The organism is Candidatus Pelagibacter sp. RS39 (assembly GCF_002101315.1).
Lineage (GTDB): Bacteria > Pseudomonadota > Alphaproteobacteria > Pelagibacterales > Pelagibacteraceae > Pelagibacter.
In genome coordinates, this window is the sequence record NZ_CP020777.1 from 1,139,237 (window position 1) to 1,162,336 (window position 23,100).

General features: G+C 29.0%; 22 protein-coding genes. 10 read left to right on the forward strand and 12 right to left on the reverse strand.

The annotated features are described in order from the left end of the window. Window positions 1–2: 2 nt before the first annotated feature. The 5 genes from tsaE to polA are packed head-to-tail and all read right to left on the reverse strand — an operon-like array spanning window position 3 to window position 6,842. Complete coding sequence (gene tsaE, locus B5L73_RS06120; protein ID WP_085149348.1) at window positions 3–458, reverse strand: tRNA (adenosine(37)-N6)-threonylcarbamoyltransferase complex ATPase subunit type 1 TsaE; 456 nt, start codon at window positions 456–458, stop codon at window positions 3–5. Beyond that, window positions 442–1,728 carry an adenosylhomocysteinase gene (gene ahcY / locus B5L73_RS06125; protein ID WP_085149351.1) on the reverse strand — a complete coding sequence of 429 codons (1,287 nt, stop codon included), beginning with the start codon at window positions 1,726–1,728 and terminating at the stop codon, window positions 442–444. Before ahcY ends, tsaE begins: the two co-directional genes overlap by 17 nt. A 45-nt stretch (window positions 1,729–1,773) precedes the next feature. After that, the gene (locus tag B5L73_RS06130; RefSeq protein ID WP_085149354.1) at window positions 1,774–3,315 is read right to left on the reverse strand and encodes a HAMP domain-containing sensor histidine kinase; all 1,542 of its coding nucleotides are present in this window, start codon (window positions 3,313–3,315) and stop codon (window positions 1,774–1,776) included. Then, window positions 3,315–4,022, reverse strand: coding sequence for a response regulator transcription factor (locus tag B5L73_RS06135; RefSeq protein ID WP_085149358.1), 708 nt, complete (start codon window positions 4,020–4,022; stop codon window positions 3,315–3,317). Before B5L73_RS06135 ends, B5L73_RS06130 begins: the two co-directional genes overlap by 1 nt. A gap of 45 nt (window positions 4,023–4,067) precedes the next feature. Then, window positions 4,068–6,842 (reverse strand): DNA polymerase I, encoded by a 2,775-nt coding sequence (polA, locus tag B5L73_RS06140; RefSeq protein WP_085149361.1) that lies wholly within the window; start codon window positions 6,840–6,842, stop codon window positions 4,068–4,070. A 46-nt stretch (window positions 6,843–6,888) separates the two neighbouring features. On the opposite strand from polA, the gene B5L73_RS06145 reads away from it, so the two are divergent. Further along, window positions 6,889–7,440 carry a biotin transporter BioY gene (locus B5L73_RS06145; protein WP_085149364.1) on the forward strand — a complete coding sequence of 184 codons (552 nt, stop codon included), beginning with the start codon at window positions 6,889–6,891 and terminating at the stop codon, window positions 7,438–7,440. Here B5L73_RS06145 and B5L73_RS06150 read toward each other — a convergent pair. Then, a complete protein-coding gene (locus tag B5L73_RS06150; RefSeq protein ID WP_085149367.1) occupies window positions 7,433–7,996 on the reverse strand; it encodes an ActR/PrrA/RegA family redox response regulator transcription factor in 564 nt (187 codons plus the stop codon). The two genes, B5L73_RS06145 and B5L73_RS06150, sit on opposite strands and share 8 nt — an antisense overlap. Window positions 7,997–8,144: 148 nt before the next feature. Here B5L73_RS06150 and B5L73_RS06155 point away from each other — a divergent pair, with 148 nt between their 5' ends. The 3 genes from B5L73_RS06155 to speB are packed head-to-tail and all read left to right on the forward strand — an operon-like array spanning window position 8,145 to window position 11,251. Beyond that, on the forward strand, window positions 8,145–9,329 hold the full coding sequence (locus B5L73_RS06155) for a type III PLP-dependent enzyme (RefSeq protein ID WP_085149690.1): 1,185 nt from the start codon (window positions 8,145–8,147) through the stop codon (window positions 9,327–9,329). Further along, the gene (locus B5L73_RS06160) at window positions 9,329–10,372 is read left to right on the forward strand and encodes a 1,9-bis(guanidino)-5-aza-nonane synthase (RefSeq protein ID WP_085149370.1); all 1,044 of its coding nucleotides are present in this window, start codon (window positions 9,329–9,331) and stop codon (window positions 10,370–10,372) included. Before B5L73_RS06155 ends, B5L73_RS06160 begins: the two co-directional genes overlap by 1 nt. Before the next feature lie 3 nt (window positions 10,373–10,375). Further along, complete coding sequence (gene speB, locus B5L73_RS06165) at window positions 10,376–11,251, forward strand: agmatinase (protein WP_085149373.1); 876 nt, start codon at window positions 10,376–10,378, stop codon at window positions 11,249–11,251. On the opposite strand, the gene B5L73_RS06170 is transcribed toward speB, so the two are convergent. Genes B5L73_RS06170 through B5L73_RS06185 form a run of 4 tightly spaced genes read right to left on the reverse strand, consistent with a single transcriptional unit; the run spans window position 11,248 to window position 14,781 of the window. Continuing rightward, on the reverse strand, window positions 11,248–11,802 hold the full coding sequence (locus B5L73_RS06170; protein ID WP_085149376.1) for a queuosine precursor transporter: 555 nt from the start codon (window positions 11,800–11,802) through the stop codon (window positions 11,248–11,250). The two genes, speB and B5L73_RS06170, sit on opposite strands and share 4 nt — an antisense overlap. After that, window positions 11,802–12,116, reverse strand: a complete 315-nt coding sequence (gene rpmB / locus B5L73_RS06175; protein WP_085149378.1) for a 50S ribosomal protein L28 — start codon at window positions 12,114–12,116, stop codon at window positions 11,802–11,804. The genes B5L73_RS06170 and rpmB overlap by 1 nt, the downstream gene beginning before the upstream one ends. A gap of 56 nt (window positions 12,117–12,172) precedes the next feature. After that, entirely contained in the window at window positions 12,173–13,219 is a 1,047-nt protein-coding gene (locus B5L73_RS06180; protein ID WP_085149381.1) for a quinone-dependent dihydroorotate dehydrogenase, read from the reverse strand. Then, window positions 13,219–14,781: a lysine--tRNA ligase gene (locus tag B5L73_RS06185; protein ID WP_085149384.1), complete on the reverse strand. Its 1,563-nt coding sequence runs from the start codon at window positions 14,779–14,781 to the stop codon at window positions 13,219–13,221. The genes B5L73_RS06180 and B5L73_RS06185 overlap by 1 nt, the downstream gene beginning before the upstream one ends. An 88-nt stretch (window positions 14,782–14,869) precedes the next feature. On the opposite strand from B5L73_RS06185, the gene B5L73_RS06190 reads away from it, so the two are divergent. Genes B5L73_RS06190 through B5L73_RS06200 form a run of 3 tightly spaced genes read left to right on the forward strand, consistent with a single transcriptional unit; the run spans window position 14,870 to window position 18,430 of the window. After that, window positions 14,870–16,309, forward strand: a complete 1,440-nt coding sequence (locus B5L73_RS06190; RefSeq protein ID WP_085149387.1) for a TrkH family potassium uptake protein — start codon at window positions 14,870–14,872, stop codon at window positions 16,307–16,309. Between the two features lie 2 nt (window positions 16,310–16,311). Continuing rightward, entirely contained in the window at window positions 16,312–17,688 is a 1,377-nt protein-coding gene (locus B5L73_RS06195) for an AmpG family muropeptide MFS transporter (protein WP_085149693.1), read from the forward strand. Continuing rightward, a complete protein-coding gene (locus tag B5L73_RS06200) occupies window positions 17,678–18,430 on the forward strand; it encodes a C40 family peptidase (RefSeq protein WP_085149390.1) in 753 nt (250 codons plus the stop codon). The genes B5L73_RS06195 and B5L73_RS06200 overlap by 11 nt, the downstream gene beginning before the upstream one ends. Here B5L73_RS06200 and B5L73_RS06205 read toward each other — a convergent pair. After that, window positions 18,427–19,323, reverse strand: coding sequence for a prephenate dehydrogenase (locus tag B5L73_RS06205; protein ID WP_085149394.1), 897 nt, complete (start codon window positions 19,321–19,323; stop codon window positions 18,427–18,429). The two genes, B5L73_RS06200 and B5L73_RS06205, sit on opposite strands and share 4 nt — an antisense overlap. Next, window positions 19,320–20,405, reverse strand: coding sequence for a histidinol-phosphate transaminase (gene hisC, locus B5L73_RS06210; RefSeq protein WP_085149397.1), 1,086 nt, complete (start codon window positions 20,403–20,405; stop codon window positions 19,320–19,322). The genes B5L73_RS06205 and hisC overlap by 4 nt, the downstream gene beginning before the upstream one ends. Window positions 20,406–20,599: 194 nt before the next feature. Between hisC and metX the strand changes: the two genes are divergently transcribed. From metX to gloB, 3 genes are read left to right on the forward strand one after another with little or no spacing between them, the layout of a single operon-like run. Next, window positions 20,600–21,718, forward strand: coding sequence for a homoserine O-acetyltransferase MetX (metX, locus tag B5L73_RS06215; RefSeq protein WP_085149400.1), 1,119 nt, complete (start codon window positions 20,600–20,602; stop codon window positions 21,716–21,718). A gap of 2 nt (window positions 21,719–21,720) precedes the next feature. Then, entirely contained in the window at window positions 21,721–22,317 is a 597-nt protein-coding gene (gene metW, locus B5L73_RS06220; protein WP_085149403.1) for a methionine biosynthesis protein MetW, read from the forward strand. Window position 22,318: 1 nt separating this feature from the next. Continuing rightward, window positions 22,319–23,038 carry a hydroxyacylglutathione hydrolase gene (gene gloB, locus B5L73_RS06225; RefSeq protein WP_085149696.1) on the forward strand — a complete coding sequence of 240 codons (720 nt, stop codon included), beginning with the start codon at window positions 22,319–22,321 and terminating at the stop codon, window positions 23,036–23,038. The last annotated feature ends 62 nt before the right edge of the window (window positions 23,039–23,100 follow it).

Sequence of the window (23,100 nt, forward strand, 5' to 3'; positions counted from 1 at the left end):
AATTACAAATTTAAACCCTTAATTTTTAAAATTCGTTTCTTGTAATCATTTCCATATTCAAAATTTAATTCGATCAAATTTTTTGGTTTTGGTTTTATTTTTTGTGGCCATTCAATTAATGTAATAGCGTTAGTAATATCGTCAAATAATCCTAGATTGTAAATTTCATCTAAATTATTTATTCTAAATAAATCATAATGATTAATTTTGATTTGTTTAATTTGATACTCATTTAATAAATTGAATGTAGGGCTTGTTACTTCCGTTATTTTAAGTCCATTTTGTTTTTGGAAATTGTTGATTAGATATCTAATAAAAGTAGTTTTTCCGACACCCATCTCACCCACAAAAAAAACTACATGTCCTAATTTCAATTTCTTTGAAATCTTCTTAGCTAATTCCTCTGTTTTTTTTTCTGAAGATAAATTGATAAAATCACTTTTAGTAGCGATAGGCATTAGGCTTGAAAGGTCCCTCTACTCCTACACTAATATAATCTGCTTGATCTTTTGAGAGTTTAGTTAATTTAGCACCAACTTTTTTAAGATGGAGTGTAGCTACTTTCTCATCTAAATGTTTTGGTAAAACATAAACTTTGTTCTTGTAATTTTTATGATTATTCCACAATTCTATCTGAGCAATGACTTGATTTGTAAATGAAGCACTCATTACAAAACTTGGATGCCCTGTGGCACAACCTAAATTTACCAATCTACCTTCTGCTAATAAAATTATTCTTTTTTTGCTAGGTAATTCAATTTCATGTACTTGAGGTTTTACTTCGGTCCACTTGTAATTTTTCAAAGCTTCAACCTGAATTTCATTATCGAAATGTCCGATGTTACATAAAATTGCTCTATCCTTCATGTCTCTCATGTGGTCAGCTGTAACAATATCTTTGTTACCAGTCGCAGTCACAACAATATCTGCTTTACTAATTGCTTCATCCATTAAAACAACCTCATAACCTTCCATTGCGGCTTGCAATGCACATATTGGGTCCGCTTCAGTAACTAATACACGTGCCCCACTTTGTCTTAATGATGCAGCACTTCCTTTCCCAACATCACCAAAACCAGCAACAATTGCAATTTTTCCTGACATCATTACATCAGTTGCTCTTCTAATTCCGTCAACTAAGCTTTCTCTACATCCATATAAATTGTCAAATTTTGATTTTGTAACAGAGTCATTCACGTTAATTGCTGGAACTAATAAAGAATTTTCTTTCTCCATTTTATTTAACGCTTTTATCCCTGTAGTTGTTTCTTCTGAAACTCCTTTCACATCTTTTAATAAATCTTTATATTCATTGTGCATCATTGCTGTTAAGTCACCACCATCATCTAAAAGCATATTAGGTTTCCAACTTTTCTTGCCTTCAATAGTTTGTTTAATGCACCAAACATATTCCTCTTCTGTTTCTCCCTTCCACGCATAAACAGGAATACCTGCTTTTGCAATTGCAGCGGCTGCATGGTCTTGGGTAGAAAAAATATTACATGATGACCATCTTACTTCTGCACCTAAATCCACTAAAGTTTCAATTAAAACTGCTGTTTGTATTGTCATATGCAAACAGCCTATAATCTTTGCGCCCTTTAAAGGAGATTTTCCAGCATACTCCTCTCTCAAAGCCATAAGTCCTGGCATTTCACTCTCAGCAATTGAAATCTCTTTTCGACCAAATTCTGCTTGAGACAGATCTTTTACTTTATAATCTTCCATCGTGGCTCTTCTAACAATTAAAAATTAATTAATCAATAGAACTCTTTAAACTTTTGGAAATTCTATTTCCATGCTCGCACCTTTTTTATCTTGTCTATTAGATGCTTTGATTGTGGCATTATGTAAATCAACTAAATTTTTTACTATATTTAACCCTAGACCAGAATGCTGTCCAAATTTATCTGGTCTGTTACTGTAGAATCTTTTAAATATTTTATTCGTGTCTTTTTCTTTAAAACCCTGCCCCTCATCTAATATTTTTATGTGCACTTTGCTATCCTCTGATTTCGAAACTTGTACAATTACATCTTTATCATCATCACTAAAAGAAATCGCATTATCTAAAAGGTTTGCAATGATTTGTTCAATTCTGTTTTCGATTCCATAAATTAAATATTTATTTTTACCATCATTTTTATAAGAAATATTAATTCCTCTTTTAAGTTTATAAATATTATTAAAATCATCTACTACTGACTTAATTATTGGTTCAATGTCTATTTTTTTTATTTTTTCTTTACTTAATGCAACTTCATCTTTTAACATTTGTGAGTAATCAGTAATCAATCTTTCAATTCTTTGTACATCATGGCTTAAAATATTAATTAATTTAAGTCTCTGTTCAGAGTCTTGTGCGTCATGTAAAATTTCTGATGCGCTTTTTAATGATGCCAATGGATTGCGAATTTCGTGTACAAGATCAGTTGAAAAATTTTCTGCATGTGAAATTCTCTTTTGTAATTCTAAAGTCATATCATCCAAAGAATTAGAGAGCAAACCAAGTTCATCGTTTCTTAATTTTAATGTATCTATATTTGTTTTTTTTGTGTCTTTATTTTTTATAATTTTGGTATAACTGACTAAATTTTTAATTGGTTTTAAAAAATATCGATTTAAGACAAACGAAAAAATCAATATTACGATACCAACTGCAATTGCAGTCCTAATTACAAAAGTTTTTCTTTCATCAATGGCAGCTTTTATATCATTAGCATTTTCTGTTATTGCTAAATATCCTATATTTTCTCCATCCTTCATCACGTTCTTGATAGTGGTCAATTTAAATTTATTAAATTCTTCCTCGGTAAATGTAAAAGGGATCCCAAAATTTTTAGACGTTGCGTAATTTAAAAGAACATCATTTAAAGACACGTTATTTTCATTTCCAATATCTATATTTTTTTCTTCAGTGATTTTTTTTGTTGTTGTTGAGTCCAACACCTCTAACTCAATAGTATCCAACCTTTGTGAAAATGATCTTGGATCTAAGTCTAATGTATCAGTGTCTCCTATTAAATTAAGTTTATTATCAAAAAATATTACTCTATCCAAGTTCTGAAAAAGAAATCTTGTTGAAAACAAAAATTTTCTAATATCTTTTTCAACAAATTTTACATTTAATCTTGTTAGATTATCAATTGTATTATTGATAACCTCAATATGATTTGAAGATTTTTTTTTAATTAAATTTGGTTGGACATTTTTTAAATAAATGAATGTGAACAAGCCTATTATTGTGAAAAAAATAGAATTTATGAATAAAAATTTTTTTAAAATTGATAAGTTCTTAAGAAAATTGCTGAGCATTAACTAACATTCCATCTATATCCGCTTCCATATCTAGTTTCTATAGCTGAAAATTCAGGATCAACCTTTTTGAATTTTTTTCTGATTCTTTTAACGTGACTATCAATTGTTCTATCCTCAATATCTGTATCTTCTCTATAAGCTATGTCCATTAATTGAGCTCTCTCTTTTATAATTCCTGGTCTTTTGGCTAGCTCTTTTACAAGTAAAAATTCTGTGGTAGTCAATTTATCAGGCAATTGTTTCCCATTCCATTCACACTCTAATTGGGACGGATCAAGTTTTAATTTTCCATGTGATATAATACTTTTATTTTCCTCAAGAGTTTCTTTGGAATCTTTTTTTCTAAGTTGAACTCTAATTCTTTCGATTAAAACTTTAATTGAAAAACCACCTGATTTTTTTACAAAATCATCAGCACCTAATTTTAGTCCTAGTAACTCATCAATTTCATCATCTTTTGAAGTCAGAAATATAACTGGTAATGAAGTTTTTTTTCTCAATTTCTTGAGCAATTCCTCACCGTCCATTTTTGGCATCTTTATATCAACAATAGCTAGATCTGGTGGTGTCCTGGTTAATCCAATTAATGCACTCTCTCCATCAATGTAAGTCTGAACTTCAAACCCCTCCTTTTCAAGAGCAATACTTAAGCTAGTTAAAATATTTCTGTCATCATCTACTAAAGCAATAGTTTGTTTTTGCATACTTAATTATAAAAATACTAAATTGTTCTAATTTGGGCAAATAAATTAATGTAATGCCCCCCAATTTTCTCCAGTGTTTAAATCTACTGTAAGAGGTATTGAAAAAGAATGTTGATCACTTTCAGCAACGCTAGCCATTTCATCAATTATCACTTTTGATATTTTTTTTACTTCATTTTTTGGACTTTCAAAAATTAGTTCATCATGGATTTGAAGTAACATCTTTGTTTTATTAAGTTTTTGCTCCTTTAATTTTTTGTCAATTCTTATCATTGCCAATCTCATTATTTCAGCTGCAGAGCCTTGTATTGGAGCATTAATTGCTGCACGTTCTTGAAAGTTTCTCACATTATAATTTTTGTCATTTATATTAACAAAATGAGATTTTCTTCCAAAAATATTACTTACATAACCACTTTTTCTACAGAATTTAATTGTTCGATCCATATAAACTTTTATCTCAGGAAACTTTGAAAAATATGAATTTAGAAACTCTTCAGCCTCAAAATTAGAGACATTTATTTGCTTCGCTAATCCATACTGAGAAATTCCATAGATTATTCCAAAGTTTATTGCTTTAGCCTTTCTTCTTTGGTCTTGATTCACCTTGTTAATATCAATATTAAAAATTTGGCTAGCAGTAAGAGAGTGTATATCCTCATTATTTTGAAAAGCTTTTTTTAATTCTTTGACATCAGCCAAATCAGCTAAAATTCTCATTTCAATTTGATTATAGTCTGCAGAAATCAAAATATTATCCTTCTCAGCAACAAAAGCTTTACGAATATCTCTACCATCTTCTGATTTAATTGGGATATTTTGCAAGTTAGGATCACTTGAAGCTAATCGTCCGGTAGTCGTTGCTGCTAATAAAAAAGAAGTATGAACTTTTTTTGTTTTAGGATTAATATGCTCAGGTAATGAGTCTGAATAGGTGTTTTTTAGTTTTGAAACTTGCCGCCAGTCTAAAATTAATTGTGGAAATTTATGACCTTTAAAAGCAAGATCTTCCAACACTGTGGCGCTTGTTGCAAAGCTTCCTTTTTTTGTTTTTTTTAAGTCTGCAATCTTAAGATCATTATATAAAATTTCACCTAGCTGTTTTGGAGAAGCAATATTAAATTCTTTCTTGGAAATTTTAAAAACTTCCTTCTGAATTTTTTCAATCTTCTTTTCAAATTTAGTGGATAATGTTTTTAGAAATTTGTTATCAACTTTGATACCATGTATCTCCATATCAGCCAAAATTCTAAGTAATGGCTTTTCAAAAATTTCATAAATATTAATCATTTTTTCCTCTTTCAAACTTTTATAAAATTTTTTATATAGTCTATAAGTTATGTCAGCGTCCTCAGCGGCATAATCTTTTGCTTTTTCTAGATCAACCTCACTAAAATTTATCTGTTTCTTTCCAGAACCAACTAATTCCTTAAATTTTATTGTTTTATGATTCAGGTGAATTTCAGATAAAGTATCCATGTTGTGTCTATTTTTTCCAGCATCAAGAACGTAAGACATTAGCATTGTATCTTCCATCGCTGATACTGTTATCCCATGTTTAAAAAATACAATAAAATCAAATTTTATGTTCTGACCTATTTTTTTTATACTTGGATCTTCAAGCAAAGGTTTTAGCTTTTTAAGCACTATACCTTTATCAATGCACTTTTTTGAATTATGTCCTATTGGTATATAACAAGCTTTTCCAATCTTAGAGCTCAAAGATACTCCTACTAAATCAGCTTGATGAGGATCTAAAGAATTTGTTTCTGTATCAACTGCAACTTCTCCTATTTCTTCAGCCTCCTTAATCCATTCATCAATTTTACTGTGCTCTGTTATTAGAGAATAATTTTTTTTATCAATTTCAACTTTTTTTTCCTTTAACTGAATATCTTTTTTTTCACCACTAAAATCTGGCTCCCCATAAAGAGAAATAGCAGAGCTAAGTAACCTATTAAACTCCATTTCTCGAAGAAATTTATAAAGTTTATCTTTATCAATTCTTTTTAATTCAAAATCATTGAGTTTCATTTCAATTGGAGCATCGTGTTTCAATGTTACTAATCTTTTACTTATTAAGGCTTTATCTTTGTTGTTGAGTAAAGTCTCTCTTCTCTTATTTTGTTTGATTTCACCTGCTGATTTTAAAAGTGTCTCTAAATTACCATACTTATTAATTAATTCAGCTGCAGTTTTTACGCCAATTCCAGGAACACCAGGAACGTTATCGCTGCTATCCCCAGCTAGAGCCTGAACATCTATAACTTTATCTGGATCTACTCCAAATTTGTTTTTTACATCCTCATCAGAGATAAACTTATTTTTCATAGGATCAAAAATACGAACATCTTTTCTATACAATTGCATCAAATCTTTATCTGATGAAACTATTGTTACCTTTGCCCCTTTTTTTAAAATCTGATCCACATAAGTTGCAATTAAGTCGTCTGCTTCATAATTGACTAATTCAACAGAGGGTAAATTAAAGGCTAAAACTGATTTTCTTATATATTCAAATTGTGGTGCTAAGTCATCTGGAGCCTCAGATCGATTGGCTTTGTAATCACTATAAATTTCATTTCTAAAAGTCTTTCTCGCTGAATCAAAAATAACAGCAAAATGAGTTGGTTTCTGTAAATTTTCTTTTGATTTCGAGTCTTCAAGAAGTTTAAACAACATACTGCAGAAACCACTTACTGCTCCAGTTGGTAATCCATCGCTTTTTCGAGTTAATGGTGGTAAAGCATAATACGCTCTAAATATATAACCTGATCCATCAATTAGATAAAAATGATCTGTTTTTTGAATCTTATTCATTGAAATTTAATATAGATTAAAGATATAAATAAGAGTATTATTTTTTATGCAACTTATAAAAGAAAATACTGAAAGCCAGCTTGTAAAATCATTATTGATTATCTTTATAGGTTCAATAATTCTTACAGTTTCTGCTAAAATTAAGATACCTTTCTATCCAGTTCCAATGACTATGCAAACATTCATAGTTTTATTTTTAGGTATTAGCTTTGGTTATAAAATAGCTCTAGCTACTGTAAGTTTATACTTATTAGAGGGTATATTGGGTTTACCAGTATTTTCTAATTCTCCTGAGAGAGGAGTTGGTTTAGCTTATTTTACAGGCCCAACAATGGGTTATTTAATTGGATTTCTATCAGCATGTTTTTTAGCCTCACTCGTCAAAAATGATGATAATTATTTTTTAATTTTTTTTAAATTAATATTTTCAGTTTCAACAATTTATATTTTCGGGATTCTGTGGCTAGGTACTTTAATTGGTTGGGATAAACCTATTTTTACATTAGGTGTAATGCCATTTTTAGTTGCTGAAATTTTCAAAATTTGTCTACTTACTTTAATTACAAAAAAAATTATAAAACTTAGAAAATTTATTTAGGCGATCTTTTAGATAATATTCTTTGAAGAGTTCTTCTATGCATTTTAAGCCTTCTTGCAGTCTCGGAAACATTTCTGTTACACAATTCAAATACTCTATGAATATGTTCCCATTTAACCCGATCTGCTGACATTGGATTTTCAGGTGGTGCAGCTTTTTTTGATGGATCTGCTAGTAATGCTTTTTCTACATCGTCAGCATCAGCTGGTTTAGCCAAATAGTCAATAGCGCCTTCTTTGATTGCAGCTACAGCAGTTGGAATATTTCCATAGCCAGTTAGCATTATGATTCGGCTTAATGAATTTGATGATTGAATTTCTTTTACAACCTCCAATCCATTTCCATCATTTAACCTAAGATCAACTACTGCAAAACCTGGTTTCTTAACTTTAACCACGTCTTTACCTTTTTGCACACTCTCAGCTTGTAAGACCTCAAATCCCTTCTTTTCCATAGCCCTAGCTAATCTTTCTCTGAAGGGATTGTCATCATCCACAATTAATAAGGATTTATTGTCAAAATCAGACAGATTTTGTAATGGAGCTTGGTTTTTCATAAACTCTATATGGACATTTTTTTCCACAATTCAATAGGCCATTATTTGCTTTACATTGAATAACTATTGAATTAATTGCTCGATTATTAAAGTTTTTTTTAAATAAAAGACTTTTTTTTTGTTAAATTTTTTTTGGGGGGCATTTAAAATGCAAAAATTTAAGTCAGTTGAAGAATTAGTTAATCAACTGAAACCGGAAAAACCTGTATATTGTATAAGGAAGAATTCTATTCTTTCTGCTTCAAAATTCTTTCAAAAAAAGTTCCCTGGTAAAATACTATACGCTGTTAAAACTAATCCTCATCCAGAAGTAATAAAAACTTTGATTAAAAGTGGAATTGATCAATTTGATGTTGCGTCTATCGAAGAAATCAAAGCAGTAAGGAAATTTAATGATACTGCAAAATGTTCTTTTATGCATACAGTTAAAAGTAGAGAGAGTATTAAAGAAGCATATTTTAATTTTGGAATAAAAACTTTCGCATTAGATACTAAAGATGAATTAATTAAGATTATTGAAACAACAGGTAATGCCAAAGATTTAGAATTATTTATTAGAGTTGCTGTTTCCAATGAACATGCCGAAATAGATTTGTCAAAAAAATTTGGTGCATTAAATTCTGAAGCTTCAGGACTGCTAAGACTTGCGAAACTTCATTCAAAAAAAATTGGTTTAAGTTTTCATGTTGGTTCCCAATGTATGCATCCGATTTCATATTCTAAAGGAATTGAAGAAGTGGGAAATATAATTAAAAAAACTAAAATAATTCCAGATTACATAAATATCGGTGGTGGCTTCCCAACAATTTATCCTGATCTTGTGCCACAATCTTTAGATAATTATATGGAGGAAATTAAGAAGAGTTTAGAAAATTTAGATTTAAAGAATATGCCTCAAATTATTTGTGAACCTGGTAGAGCTTTGGTTGCAGAAAGTGGATCAACAATTGTGAGAGTTAATTTAAGAAAAAAACAAAAACTTTATATTAATGATGGTACTTACGGCACACTTTTTGATGCTGGAACACCTAATATAGTTTTTCCATCAAAATTAATTAAAGAAAATTCAAGTAAGATTATTTCAAAGAAAATGACTGCATTTGATTTTTATGGACCAACATGTGACAGTATGGATTATATGAAAGGTCCTTTCCTACTTCCAAATAATATTAAAGAAAATGATTACATTGAACTTGGTCAATTGGGATCATATGGTTTAACTTTTAGAACTCAATTTAATGGTTATTACTCTGATGAGATTTATGAGGTTGAGGATACACCAATAATGTCTATGTATGATAAGAATTCAGACAAAGCTACTCTAGTTGCTTAATGTCAGAAAATAAAAATCTTGGTCACAATAGTAAAAAAGATTTCTTAAAAAAACCTGTAGAACATATTGATATTACGTCCTTTGACTCTAGAAAAATTATTTCTTCCATGGAAAAAATGTCTTTTGTTTCAAGAGAGACCGCAAATGCAGCTAATATTTATAATGAAATGTTGAAAGACAAAGAATGTACAATTTTTTTAACATTGGCAGGTTCAACATCTGCTGCGGGTTGTATGAACATTTATAAAGATTTAGTTAAATATAATATGGTTGATGCAATAGTGGCGACTGGCGCTTCAATAATTGATATGGATTTTTTCGAAGCTCTTGGTTTTAAACACTATCAAGGGTCTCAATTCCAAGATGATACTGAATTAAGAAAAAATTATATAGATAGAATTTACGACACATACATAGATGAAGATGAGTTACAGATTTGTGATAAAAGAATATGTGAAATCGCGGATACCTTGGAGCCTAGAAGCTATACGTCAAGAGAATTTATTAAAGAGATGGGTAAATATTTAAAAAAAAATTCTATAAAAAAAGACTCTTTGATTGAAACAGCATACGATAATGATGTTCCAATTTTTTGCCCAGCTTTTACTGACTCTAGTGCAGGATTTGGTTTAGTTATGCATCAAGAAAAAAATCCAAAAAAACATATGACTATCGACTCTGTAAGAGAATTTAGAGAATTAACCGAAATTAAAATACGTTCTAAAGCTTCTGGTTTATTTATGATTGGTGGTGGTGTCCCAAAAAATTTTATTCAAGACACTGTAATTTGTGCTGAATTACTTGGCAAGGAAGTCGATATGCATAAATATGCTGTGCAAATTACAGTTGCCGACTCTCGAGATGGTGCATGTAGTAGTTCAACATTAAAGGAAGCAAGTTCATGGGGTAAAGTTGATGTTACCAAAGAACAGATGGTATTTGCTGAGGCCACTAGTGTACTACCCCTAATAGCTAGCGACGCATATCACAAAGGTGAGTGGAAAGCTAGGCATAAGAAAAAATTCACAAAAATTTTTGAGTAAAAATTGAAATATTTATCAAATAAAAATGGATTTTTAGGAGTCGACAATAAATTTAATTTCAAAGAAAAAGTTGTTATAGTTCCATTTGGGCTTGAAAAAACTGTTAGTTACGGTGGTGGCACCAGAAACGGACCTAAAGAAATTATAAAAGCCTCTCATCAAGTAGAATTATATGATGAAGAGCTAAATTGTGAACCCTATAAAAAAATTGGGATTAAAACATTAAAGCCATTTAAGATTGACAGAAACATCAAAAAAGCACTCGAGAAAATGTCAAAAATAAATAAAGAAATTTTAGATAGAAAGCTTTTTCCACTCACGTTTGGAGGAGAACATTCAATTACACCAGGATGTATTGATCCATTTATTAAAAAACACAAAAAAATTTGTCTCTTACATTTTGATGCACATGCTGATTTAAGAAATAGTTATAATGGAGAAAAATTCTCTCATGCATCAGCAATAAGAAGGTGCTTAGACCATGAAAATATATCATTAATATCTTTTGGAATTAGAAATATATCAGAAAGTGAAATTCCATTCTTAAAAAAAAATAAATCAAGAATAAATATTTTTTGGGCAAAAGATAAGTCAAAGTGGGATTTAAGAAAATTTAAAAAACTCATAAAAAATAAGACAGTTTATTTGACATTTGATGTCGATGGGTTTGACTCAAGTATTATGCCTGCCACCGGAACTCCTGAACCAGGTGGATTATTATGGGATGAGACACTCAATATAATTAAAATAGCTGCAAAAAATTCAAATATTGTTGGTGCTGACATTAATGAATTAGCACCTATAAAAGGTTTTAATTCTTACAACTTTCTTGTTGCAAAACTAGCTTATAAAATATTGTCTTATAAATTTTTAATTTAAGCTTTGATTGGCTTAAAAGTTTTTAAAAGCAATCTAAATGGTATCAGCATGATTAAAGCTACAATTACTTTTACAATCAAATCTCCAATCGAAAGTGTAACCCATGGTACACCAGTTCCATAAAATGATATTGAAAAAAATAAAAATGTATCAATAGTTGAGCCTATCATTGAGGATGTTAATGGTGCAACAAACCATTCTTTATTTCTTAATCTATCAAATATTTGGACATCTAATAATTGTGCGGTCAAAAATGCAACTCCAGACCCAATCGCTATACGAATTGATATAAAATCTGCAAAATCAGTAGAAAATAAAACTGTAAAACCAATTCCTAGAACAAAACCAAAATATACAATTTTTCTTGCAACTATTTTTCCATAAGATCTATTGGCTAAATCTGTGATTAAAAAAGCGATCGGATAAGAGAAAGCTCCATAGGTTAATATTTCATTTAAGCCGTAGTAATTTATTGGAAACTGAACGAGAAAATTAGATGATAGGACAACAACACCCATCAAAAATGATAGAAGTAAAAACGATTTACTCATTAAGCTGTTTTAGATTGCGCTGTCTTTTTTTGAAACGGAGATTTAATTAATAAGCTTTTTTTTAGTTTTTTTAATCTAGGGGATAAATTTTTATTCTTTACGGATTTTAAATATTCATCAAAGCTGCCTTTTTTGTCTACTGATCTAACCCCTGCATTACTAACTGTTAATTTTAAACTTCTTTTTAAAAGCTCACTTGTGAATTTTACTTTTTTTAAATTAGGTAAGAATCTTCTTTTTGTCTTATTGTTAGCATGACTAACGTTATGACCTTTCATTGGATTTTTTCCAGTTAATTCACATTTTTTTGTCATAATTTGTTCGACTATATAAAGTGAGATATTGATGCCGTCAAGTTTATAAGATTATTCTAATCCTTTTTTCCTACTATTTCTTTAAAGTTTTTTACACCTTCTTTTAGTAATATTTCCTTCAGCTCTTTTTTAATGAGACTGACAATATTTGGGCCTCTAAAAACCATACCTGTATAAAGTTGTAAATAATCAGCTCCAGCTAAAAGTTTTTGATAAGCAGATCTGCCGGAGTCTACACCACCTACACCTATGATTTTGATTCTACCTTTTAAAACTTTATAAAATTTTCCAATCAACTCAGAAGACTTAGACTCTATAGGTTTCCCAGATAGTCCTCCTTTTTGATGACTTTGAGTATTTTGTAAATTTTCTCTTGTTGTATCGGATGTGTTAGAAATAATAGTTGCTTCTATCTTATTATTTAAAAGCACTTCAGAAATTTGCGTAATTTCTTTGTCGTTTATATCTGGTGACACTTTTACTGCTATAGGTGTTTTAGAGTTAAGATCTCTCTTCTCTTTTTCAATTAGTTTTAAAAGATCATCTAATTTTTTTTGATCGTGAAAGTTTCTTAAATCTTCGGTGTTTGGTGAAGAAATATTGATAGTGATGTAATCAGATAACCCGTTAAATGTTTTCAAGCACTGTATATAATCATTTGTTCTATCTTCTGAGTTTTTATTGGGTCCAATATTAATTCCGAGTAAGCCAGTTGGATTATTTCTTTTAATTCGATCTACGATATTTTTTGATCCTAGATTATTGAAACCAAGTCTATTAATGAGAGCCTCATCCTCTACCAGTCTAAAAACTCTAGGTTTGGGATTTCCATATTGTTCTAACGGTGTAACGGTTCCTACTTCAACAAAACCAAAACCTAAATTGAACAATGAATTATATACCTCAGCATTTTTATCAAATCCTGCAGCCATACCAATTGGATTTTCTATTTCTTTATTAAATAATCTCGTCTTAAAAAGGGGATTATTTTTTTCTTCATCTAAAATATTTGGAATAAAATTAAATTTTAGTGACTTTATAGCTAAACTATGAGCTGTCTCAGGATCTAATTTAAAAATTAAAGATCTTAAATTTGAAAACATTATTTAATTTTATTTAATATAAGATCTTTTGTTTCTTTCACACCAAAAAAACTTATAAAAAAACCCATCCTTGGTCCATTTTCGTCCCCAAAAACTACTTCGTAAATTAATTTAAACCAATCTCGAAGGTTCTCAGTGTATCCATTTTCTTTACCAGTCGAATATATCATTGTTTGAATATCCTCTGGTTTCATTTTGTCATCACATTTATCTAAAGTTTTTACCAAAGCCTCCAAAGCTTTTTTTTCTTCTTCGTTAGGTTTTTTATAATTTTTTTTTAATTTTATTACATCATTGAAATACTTTATTGCATAGCCTACTAAGTTATCAAAAATAGGATTATCTTTTTCTGAAATATCTTTTTTGTATTTTTTAACAAATTTCCAAAGAAGTTCTTTGCTATCAGCATTACTTGTTTCAACTAAATTCAATAACATTGAAAATGACATAATCATATTTTCTTTTGGTACCAAGCTATTGTGAACATGCCATACAGGATTCATTAGTAGCTGCGACTCATTTTGATTTTTTGCTTTTTCAATAAGATCTAAATAATCATCAACGGTTTTTGAAACTATTTCTTTGTAGAGTTTTTTCGCTCTTTTTGGGTTTTGATACATATACAGTGACAAACTTTCAGGAGAGGCATACTCTAACCATTGATCAATTGTGATACCGTTTCCTTTTGATTTTGAAATCTTCTCTCCCTTTTCATCCAAGAATAATTCATATGCAAACCCTGAAGGATTTGTCTTCCCAATAAGTTTGATAATTTTTGTTGAAAGTATAGCACTCTCTATAAGATCCTTCCCATACATTTCAAAATCAACATCTAGCGCATACCATCTCATAGCCCAATCAACTTTCCATTGTAATTTACAATTTCCATCATAAATACTTGTTTCCAAATCTTTTCCTTTATTATCAAAAACAATAATAGATTTTTCTTTGTTAATATTTTTTACAGGTATTTCTAAAACATGACCTGTATCTGGACAAATTGGAAGAAATGGACTGTAAGTTTTTTGTCTCTCTTTTCCCAATGTAGGAAGTATTATATTCATTATACCATCATAATTCTCTAAAATAACTTGGAGAGAAGAATTAAAGAAACCTGATTTATAGAGTGATGTTGAACTTTTAAAATTATATTTAAATTTAAAATTGTTCAAAAATTTTTTTAACATTTCATTATTATGCTCACCAAAGCTATCAAATTTTTGAAAGGGATCAGGCACATTAGTAAGCGGTTTGTGTAAATTTTTTTCTAATAATTCTTTTTGTGGAACGTTGTCAGGTACCTTTCTAAGACCGTCCATATCATCTGAAAAAGTAATGATTTCGGTTGGTAAATCAGTCAAATATTTTAATGCATTCACAATCATTGATGTCCTTGCAACTTCTCCAAAAGTTCCTATATGTGGAAGTCCACTAGGGCCATAACCTGTTTGGAGAATTATTTTGCCTTTTTTTTCTATAAAAGTTTTTCTTTCCCGAAGCATTTTTTTTGCTTCAACGAAAGGCCATGCACTTGTTTTATCAAAATTCTCTTTTTTAATCATGATTAATTCAAATATAATCTTAAATTAACGATTTAACTTATTCTTATAGAGTTGAAATTTATTTACCATAAAATAATGTTCTATCAAAATGTCTAATTATAAAACTGTTTTTTTTACTCTTGGAATTCTTCAAATAATTCTTGGGATTTTTATGTTGATACCAATATTTGTTCAATTTTTTTTCAAAGAAATTGACTCTTCTTTTTTTGGTGCTTCTATTATTACAATTATTTTTGGTACTCTATTTTTTTTATCTAATCTTGATCATGATAAGAAATTAAGTTTACAACAAGCTTTTTTATTAACAGCGTTATCTTGGCTAAGTATTGCAATTTTTGGCTCACTTCCTCTAATATTTTCTGAGATCAATTTTTCATTCACTAATGCTTTTTTCGAGAGTATGTCAGGTATTACAACAACTGGTTCTACAATAATTCCAAATTTAGAGCAAATGCCTAAAGCGATTTTGCTTTGGAGAGCAATTCTTCAATGGTTGGGTGGTATTGGAATAATTGTCATGGCGATCACTTTGATGCCAATAATGAATGTTGGTGGTATGCAATTATTCAAAATTTCTAATAGTGACTCATCTGAAAAAATTCTTCCTAAATCGAAAGAAATTGCATTGAGATTAATTTATATTTATTCAGGTCTTACTACACTTTGTGCAATATCATATAAGATCCTTGGGATGGATACTTTTGATAGTATAACTCATTCTATGACTACAATAGCAACTGGGGGGTTTTCAAACTATAACGATTCCATTGGTTTCTTTAATAGTTTTTCAATAGAAATTTCAGCAATGATTTTTATCATCTTAGGTAGTTTACCTTTTATCGCTTATATTAAATTCTTAAACGGTGACAGAAAAATTTTTTTTTCAGATATTCAAATTAGAACTTTTTTGAAAATAATCTTAATAAGTATTTTGATCTTATCAATTTATTTATTTTTTGATAAATCATCTGAACTAAACCTCAGAACAGTTTTATTTAATGTAATATCAATTTTAACAGGGACTGGATATGTTAATGCACAATTTGATAACTGGGGTGGATTTCCTTTAATTATATTTATAGGCTTAATGTTTATTGGTGGATGTGCTGGCTCAACAACTTGTGGTATAAAGATATTTAGATTTCAAATACTTTATTCATTTGTTTTGAATCAACTTAAAAAAATTATTTATCCTAAGGGAGTTTTTGTTCTAAAATATAACCAAAGTCCTGTTGATGATAAATTTACCGCATCAATCATCTCTTTCATTTATATGTACCTGGTAATTTTTTTTACAATTACAGCATTATTATCTTTGACAGGTCTTGACTTTATTACTTCAATTTCCGGTGCTGCAACATCTATTTCAAATGTAGGCCCTGGCCTAGGCTCAACTATTGGGCCAAATGGAAATTTTTCATCACTACCTGATATCTCTAAGTGGATTTTAAGTTTTGGTATGATCTTGGGTAGATTGGAATTGTTTGCAATCCTTGTATTATTTTTACCATCCTTTTGGAGGAATTAAATTTGATAGAAATTAAAAAAAATTCTTTGTCTGAAATGTTCTCAGTTTATTTTGATAAAAGAATGCTCAAAATTTTATTGCTTGGTGTAATATCTGGTTTTCCATGGGTTTTGATTGGAAGTAGTCTAAGTTTATGGTTAAAAGAAGATGGATTAAGTAGATCTACTGTTGGATGGGCTGGATTAATCTTTGCAGTTTATGCTTTTAATTATTTATGGGCACCCTTAATAGATAGAATACAAATACCATTTTTAACGAAAAAAATAGGTCACAGAAGAGGATGGATTGTTTTGATGCAAATTATCATCTTAATCTCACTTGCTCTTTGGAGTTTACTCGATCCATCTGAAAATTTAGCCTTGGTTGTTTCAGTAGGCTTAATAATTGCTATAGCATCATCAACTCAAGATATAACAGTTGATGCTTTAAGAATTGAACAGATTGGTGAGAATGAGGGAAAATCCATGGCTGCCGGGGCTGCAATGGCGGTTGTTGGTTGGTGGTCAGGATACAAATTAGGTGGAGTACTATCATTATTTGCAGCAGACATTCTACAAAATATTGGTTTTGAAAATTATTGGCAACTAACTTTTCTAATTCTGGGCATTTTAGTAATTTTAATGAACATTGGCTTAATGTTCATTGATGAGTCTGGAAATTTAAATAGAAAAAATCAACAAAAAGAAAATGATAAATTGATATCATCTCAATTTAAAAATGAAAATATATTTACAAAATTGATAACATGGGTTGCTGGAACAATAAGTGGCCCAATTATTAGTTTTTTTAAAAAGAATGGCTTTTCGATTGCTCTAGGAATTTTAGGATTTGTTTTTTTATTTAAAGTGGGAGAGGCATTTCTTGGAAGAATGTCTATAATTTTTTATAAAGAAATAGGCTTTAGTAAATCAGATATTGCTATTTACTCTAAAACGTTAGGTTGGATTACTACTGTGACGTTTACTCTTTTAGGTGGGCTTTTTGTAATAAGATCTGGAGTTTTAAAAGCAATGTTTTTTGCTGGAGTAATGATGGCAAGTACAAACCTTTTATTTAGTGTATTGGCTTGGAGTGATAAATCTGAACTTTTATTTGCTATCGCAGTCATTTTTGATGATATAGCTGCTGCATTTGCAACAGTGGCTTTTGTGGCTTTTATATCTATGCTCGTAGACAGAGCCTATACAGCAACTCAATATGCACTATTAGCATCAATTGGAACTGCTGGTAGAACAACTTTAGCCTCTTCATCTGGTGCCCTTGTTGATTGGTTAAATGGTGATTGGGGAATATTTTTTATTTTAACTGCACTAATGGTAATTCCTTCCTTAATGATTTTATGGATTATGAAAAATAAACTTAAACTAAGTGAAAAATAATTTTTTAAATAAATCTGTAGCTAACATTTACTTTAAACCATCTTACAACTCTGAAGTGGTTTCACAAATTCTATATGGAGAGAAATTTAAAATTTTATTAAAAAGAAAAAAATGGATAAAAATAAAAACTCATTATGACAATTATATTGGATATATTAAAAACGGTAATTTTTTAAAAAATTTTAATCCCTCTTTTAAAATTTCAAAAATTAAATCTAGAATTTTTTTAAAAAAAGGTAAAAAATTTTTATCTTCAAATCATCATCTGTATTATGGATCTGGTGTATGTATTAGAAATGAAAATAAAAAGTATGTAGAATTTGAAAAAAATAAATGGATCAAAAAAATTGATATTAAAAGTATTGATCATTACGAAAAAAATTATATCAGAATATTCAAATCTTTTTTAAACACAAAATACTTATGGGGTGGAAAAACTTGTATTGGTATTGATTGTTCAGCATTAATTCAAATCTATTTTTATTACAATAGAATATTTTTCCCAAGAGATACAAAAGACCAAATAAGATTTAGTAAGCAAAAAAAAATTAAAAGTTTACTTAAAGGAGATATCATATTTTGGAAAGGACATGTTGGTATATGTATAAGTAAGTCTAGATTTATTCATGCTTATGGACCAAAAAAAAAGGTGATAGAAATGTCGACAATACAAACAATCAAGTTAATTGATAAAACAGCAAATCTAAAAGTTAAAAAAGTAAGTAATATTAGTAATTATTAATCTCTACCAAAGTCAGGTTTGTTTACATCCTGTTTTAATTTAATAATTTTAGATCTAACCTTTTTAGTTTGCGATAATTTTTTTAAAATTGATTTATTATTCTTAGAATTTATATCTTTTTTGAAAGATTTTAAGTTTTTGATAAACAAATCTATCGCTTTTGTAACATTAGCTTTGTTATCAAAAAAAATATCTCTCCACATAATTTCATTTGAAGCAGCTATTCTTGAAAAATCTCTCAGCCCCCCAGCACTGTATTTAATAAGACCAAACTTAAGAATTTTCTCAAAATCTTGAGCTGATTTAACCAAATTATATGCAATCAAATGTGGTAAATGACTTGTGATAGAAAAAACTTTATCATGTTTTTCTGGATTCATAATAACAGTTTTTGAGCCTATTTTTTTCCAAAAAGAAATTAAAAATTTTAAATTCTTAAGACTTGTTTTTTTATCCTTAATTAAAACACACCATTTATCTTCAAACATATCAGCTTTTCCAAATTCTGGTCCGCTCACCTCCGATCCTGCGATAGGATGACTCCTTATCCAATTTATACCGCGTCTCAAAAATTTTTTAATAATTTTTGATGACTCTATTTTTGAAGAGCCTACATCAGTAATTAATGTCTTTGGCGAAATAGTTTTATTAATCTTAAGAATAAGTTCTTTATATTCACTCGTTGATGTACAAACAATCACTAAGTTTGAATTTACCAAACCATCTTTTAGTGAATTAACTATTGTTCCAGGTAATCTGAGCTTTTTTATTTTAGCGATATTAGATTGCGATTTTTCGTAAATAAATATTTTTTTCGCAATTTTTTTTTGTGAAATTTTCCTTACTAAAGAAGAACCTAATAATCCACAGCCAATAATCAATATGTTTCTCATTTTCTAAATATATTTTGTGTTGCTTTAATAAATTTTATATTTTCCTCTTTAGATCCAATAGTTAATCGTAGCATATTCTTTATTTTATAACCTTCTTCGGTAGATCTTAAAATGATTCCTTTTCTTTTTAATTTTTCATAAAAACTTTTAGCTCTTAGTTTACATTTATTAAAGTTCAATAATAAAAAATTGGCAGAGACTTTATTTGAACTAATATCATAATTGCTTAAAAAATCTTTTAATTTTGTTGCATAAAAATAATTATGTTTTACAGAACGTGTAATAAATTTTTTATCTTTAAGCGACTCAATTGCTGCCTTTTGAGCTACTTCATTAACATTAAATGGAGGTTTAATAATATTCAAAGCATCAATAATTTTTTTTGAACCATATCCCCACCCAACTCTTAAGGATGATAATCCGTAGATTTTTGAGAATGTCCTTAATATAAAAACATTCTGCTTGTTTTTAAATAAATCTAAACCAGATTTATAATCTTTATTTTGCATGTACTCTGCATAAGCATCATCTACAACAAGCAAAATATTTTTTCTTAATCTTTTTCTTAAATTAATTAATTCAAACTTAGTCAAGTAAGTGCCAGTTGGATTATTTGGATTAGCAAGAAATACCATTTTAGTTTTACTGTTTACTTTTTTAATTATTTCCGAAACAGAAACTTTAAAATTTTTTTCTTTTGCAAAAACAACTTTTGCTCCAACTATTTTTGCATATATTCTGTACATCAAAAAACTAAATTGAGGAAGGATTACCTCATCTTTTGGTTTAAGGAAAAGCTGACATAACATTTGTATAACTTCGTCTGAGCCAGCTCCACAAATTATTTTTTCTTTATTACAATCAAATTTTTTTGAAATCTGGCTTCGTAATTCTCTAGACTTTCCGTCTGGATATCTAAAAAATTTTAGTTTTTTATTTGATATTGCCTTCTTGGCCCTCACACTTACACCAAGAGCTGACTCATTTGCTGAAAGTTTGATTATGTTCTTTAGTCTCTTGACAGTTGATTTACCAGGTTGATAAGCCTCAATATCGAATTTTTTAAATTTTACAGTTGTCATCTTTTAAATTTTAGCCTCTTTATAAATAAAATAACAACTTTTCATATAGTATTAGTTCAAATATTTTAAAAATTGACATACTAAATAACATCTTGTACAAAATTTATGCGCTGATTTACCTGAATTGCGAGCGCTTTAAAAAAACCGCTAAAAAAGTTTTTTTTCTCACAATTCAATAATTAGCATTAAAAATTATGAATATTAAAGAGAATATAAAAACACTTATTATTAAAAAACCATTAAAGCTTGATTGTGGTAAAACTATTAATAATTATCCACTAGCATATGAAACTTATGGCTCACTCAATGAAAATAAAGATAATGCGATTCTTGTTTTTCATGCACTTACCGGTGATCAATTTGTTACGGGAATTAATCCTATCACAAAAAAAGATGGTTGGTGGTCTTATGCAGTGGGTCCCAACAAATCAATAGACACAAATAAATATTTTGTTATTTGTGCAAATGTTATAGGTGGTTGTATGGGGTCATACGGTCCAAGCCACAAAAATCCCGATACAAATAAGATTTACGGCACAGATTTTCCTGTAATTACTATTAATGACATGGTGAATGCACAAGTAAATTTATTAGATCATTTTAAAATCAAAAAACTTTTTTCAGTTGTTGGTGGATCAATGGGAGGAATGCAAGTTTTGCAATTTATTAGTAATTATCCAGATAAAGCTAGTACAGTAGTACCAATCGCATGTACCTCTAATCATTCTGCTCAAAATATTGCTTTTAATGAATTGGGTAGACAAGCGATAGCGTCAGATCATAACTGGTCAGACGGAAAATATTTATCTAATAATACTCTTCCTGATAAAGGGTTATCAGTAGCGAGAATGGCTGCACATATAACTTATTTGTCTAAAAAAGGTTTACAAGAAAAATTTGGAAGAAAACTTCAAGAAAGAGATGCTCTTAAATTTGGATTTGATGCAGATTTTCAAATAGAGAGTTATCTAAGATATCAAGGATCGGTTTTTGTAGATCGATTTGATGCTAATAGTTATCTTTATATAACAAGAGCAATGGATTATTTCGATCTAGTTAAACAATTTGATGGTAATTTATCTAATGCATTTAAAAAAACTAAGGCTAAGTTTTTTATAATATCTTTTACCTCAGACTGGCTCTATCCAACCCAAGAAAATAAAGATATAGTTATCGCTCTTAATGCAATTGGTGCTGATGTTGGATTTGTTGAGATAAAATCTGACAAAGGTCATGATTCTTTTTTATTAGATGTTCCAGACTTTTTGAAAACACTTAAAAATTTTTTAGATAAATCTTACTCAGAGAGATAATAGTGAAGACAGAATATAAAATAATAGTTGATTTAATAGAAGAAAAAACAAGAGTTTTAGATGTTGGTTGCGACGATGGAACATTAATGGAGTCATTAAAAAAAAATAAAAATGTTGATGCGAGAGGAATTGAGATTTCAAAGGATAAAGTTCAAACGTGTGTATCAAAAGGACTTACTGTAATTGAAGGAAACGCTGAATTGGATTTAAAACAATTTCCAAATGATTCTTTTGATTATGTTGTCCTAGGTCAAACTTTACAAGCTTTCGTAAATCCTGAGATTGTTATAAAAGAACTTTTAAGAGTTGGAAAAAAAGCAATCATAACAATTCCAAATTTTGGTCATTGGAAAGTAAGATTAAATTTGCTTATCAAAGGAACAATGCCAATCACAGAGTCATTACCAAATGATTGGTATAACACCCCAAATATTCATATGTGTACTATTAAAGACTTTGTTAAATTTTCAAAAATTATAAATTTTAAAATCTTTAAATCTTTAGCTCTGACAAATAAAAATATATCAAATATTAATAATTCTAATTTATTTTATAAAAATTTATTTGCAGAATTAGGTATATTCTTAATTGAAAAATAAGATGAGAGTAGAAATAATTAAGTGTTTACAAGACAATTATAGTTACCTGTTAATCGATGACACTAAAAATATCGGATGTGTTGTTGACCCTGGTGAGGCGGCTCCAATTATAAAACATGTTGAAGGTAATAATATTGAGTTAAAATATATTCTTAATACTCATCATCATTATGATCATGTAGGTGGCAATTTAGAATTAAAGAAAAGATATAATTCTAAAATAGTTGGATTTAAAGAAGATAAAGATCGTATTCCAGAAATTGATGTACTTGTCGAAGATAATCAAAAATGGAAAGGCGAAAATTTTGAGGCGAAAATTTATCACATTCCAGGTCATACAAGTGGGCATATTGCCTTTCATTTTTTTTTGGAAAAAAAAATTTTTACTGGGGATACCTTATTTTCTTTAGGATGTGGTAGAATTTTTGAAGGAACTTATGAACAGATGTTTAATTCATTAAAAAAAATAAAAGAACTTCCAAAAGATACTCAGATATATTGCGGCCATGAATATACATTACAAAATTCAAAATTTTGTGAATCAAACGATCCTGATAATTCAAATTTGAAAAGTAAAATTGAAGAAATTAAAGAAAAAATAAAAAATGGCCATCCCACCATTCCATCAATTTTATCTGATGAAATAGAATGCAATATATTTCTTAAAGCTAAAGATGTTGAAAGTTTTTCAAAATTAAGAGATTTAAAGGATAATTTTTGATTTATAAAACTTGACTATAGGCTTGCTCAGACTATATTGCCTTAACAAAATTTAGAGTATTT

Excerpts from the sequence above, each read along its gene's own strand:
- B5L73_RS06180 (WP_085149381.1), bottom strand. The coding sequence starts at position 13,219 with ATGTTTTCAAATTTAAGATCTTTAATTTTTAAATTAGATCCTGAGACA.
- ahcY (WP_085149351.1), bottom strand. The coding sequence starts at position 1,728 with ATGGAAGATTATAAAGTAAAAGATCTGTCTCAAGCAGAATTTGGTCGA.
- B5L73_RS06205 (WP_085149394.1), bottom strand. The coding sequence starts at position 19,323 with ATGAGAAACATATTGATTATTGGCTGTGGATTATTAGGTTCTTCTTTA.
- polA (WP_085149361.1), bottom strand. The coding sequence starts at position 6,842 with ATGAATAAGATTCAAAAAACAGATCATTTTTATCTAATTGATGGATCA.
- B5L73_RS06135 (WP_085149358.1), bottom strand. The coding sequence starts at position 4,022 with ATGCAAAAACAAACTATTGCTTTAGTAGATGATGACAGAAATATTTTA.
- B5L73_RS06150 (WP_085149367.1), bottom strand. The coding sequence starts at position 7,996 with ATGAAAAACCAAGCTCCATTACAAAATCTGTCTGATTTTGACAATAAA.
- B5L73_RS06160 (WP_085149370.1), top strand. The coding sequence starts at position 9,329 with ATGTCAGAAAATAAAAATCTTGGTCACAATAGTAAAAAAGATTTCTTA.
- B5L73_RS06185 (WP_085149384.1), bottom strand. The coding sequence starts at position 14,781 with ATGATTAAAAAAGAGAATTTTGATAAAACAAGTGCATGGCCTTTCGTT.
- rpmB (WP_085149378.1), bottom strand. The coding sequence starts at position 12,116 with ATGACAAAAAAATGTGAATTAACTGGAAAAAATCCAATGAAAGGTCAT.
- B5L73_RS06130 (WP_085149354.1), bottom strand. The coding sequence starts at position 3,315 with ATGCTCAGCAATTTTCTTAAGAACTTATCAATTTTAAAAAAATTTTTA.
- tsaE (WP_085149348.1), bottom strand. The coding sequence starts at position 458 with ATGCCTATCGCTACTAAAAGTGATTTTATCAATTTATCTTCAGAAAAA.
- gloB (WP_085149696.1), top strand. The coding sequence starts at position 22,319 with ATGAGAGTAGAAATAATTAAGTGTTTACAAGACAATTATAGTTACCTG.
- metX (WP_085149400.1), top strand. The coding sequence starts at position 20,600 with ATGAATATTAAAGAGAATATAAAAACACTTATTATTAAAAAACCATTA.
- B5L73_RS06145 (WP_085149364.1), top strand. The coding sequence starts at position 6,889 with ATGCAACTTATAAAAGAAAATACTGAAAGCCAGCTTGTAAAATCATTA.
- hisC (WP_085149397.1), bottom strand. The coding sequence starts at position 20,405 with ATGACAACTGTAAAATTTAAAAAATTCGATATTGAGGCTTATCAACCT.
- B5L73_RS06190 (WP_085149387.1), top strand. The coding sequence starts at position 14,870 with ATGTCTAATTATAAAACTGTTTTTTTTACTCTTGGAATTCTTCAAATA.
- B5L73_RS06170 (WP_085149376.1), bottom strand. The coding sequence starts at position 11,802 with ATGAGTAAATCGTTTTTACTTCTATCATTTTTGATGGGTGTTGTTGTC.
- B5L73_RS06155 (WP_085149690.1), top strand. The coding sequence starts at position 8,145 with ATGCAAAAATTTAAGTCAGTTGAAGAATTAGTTAATCAACTGAAACCG.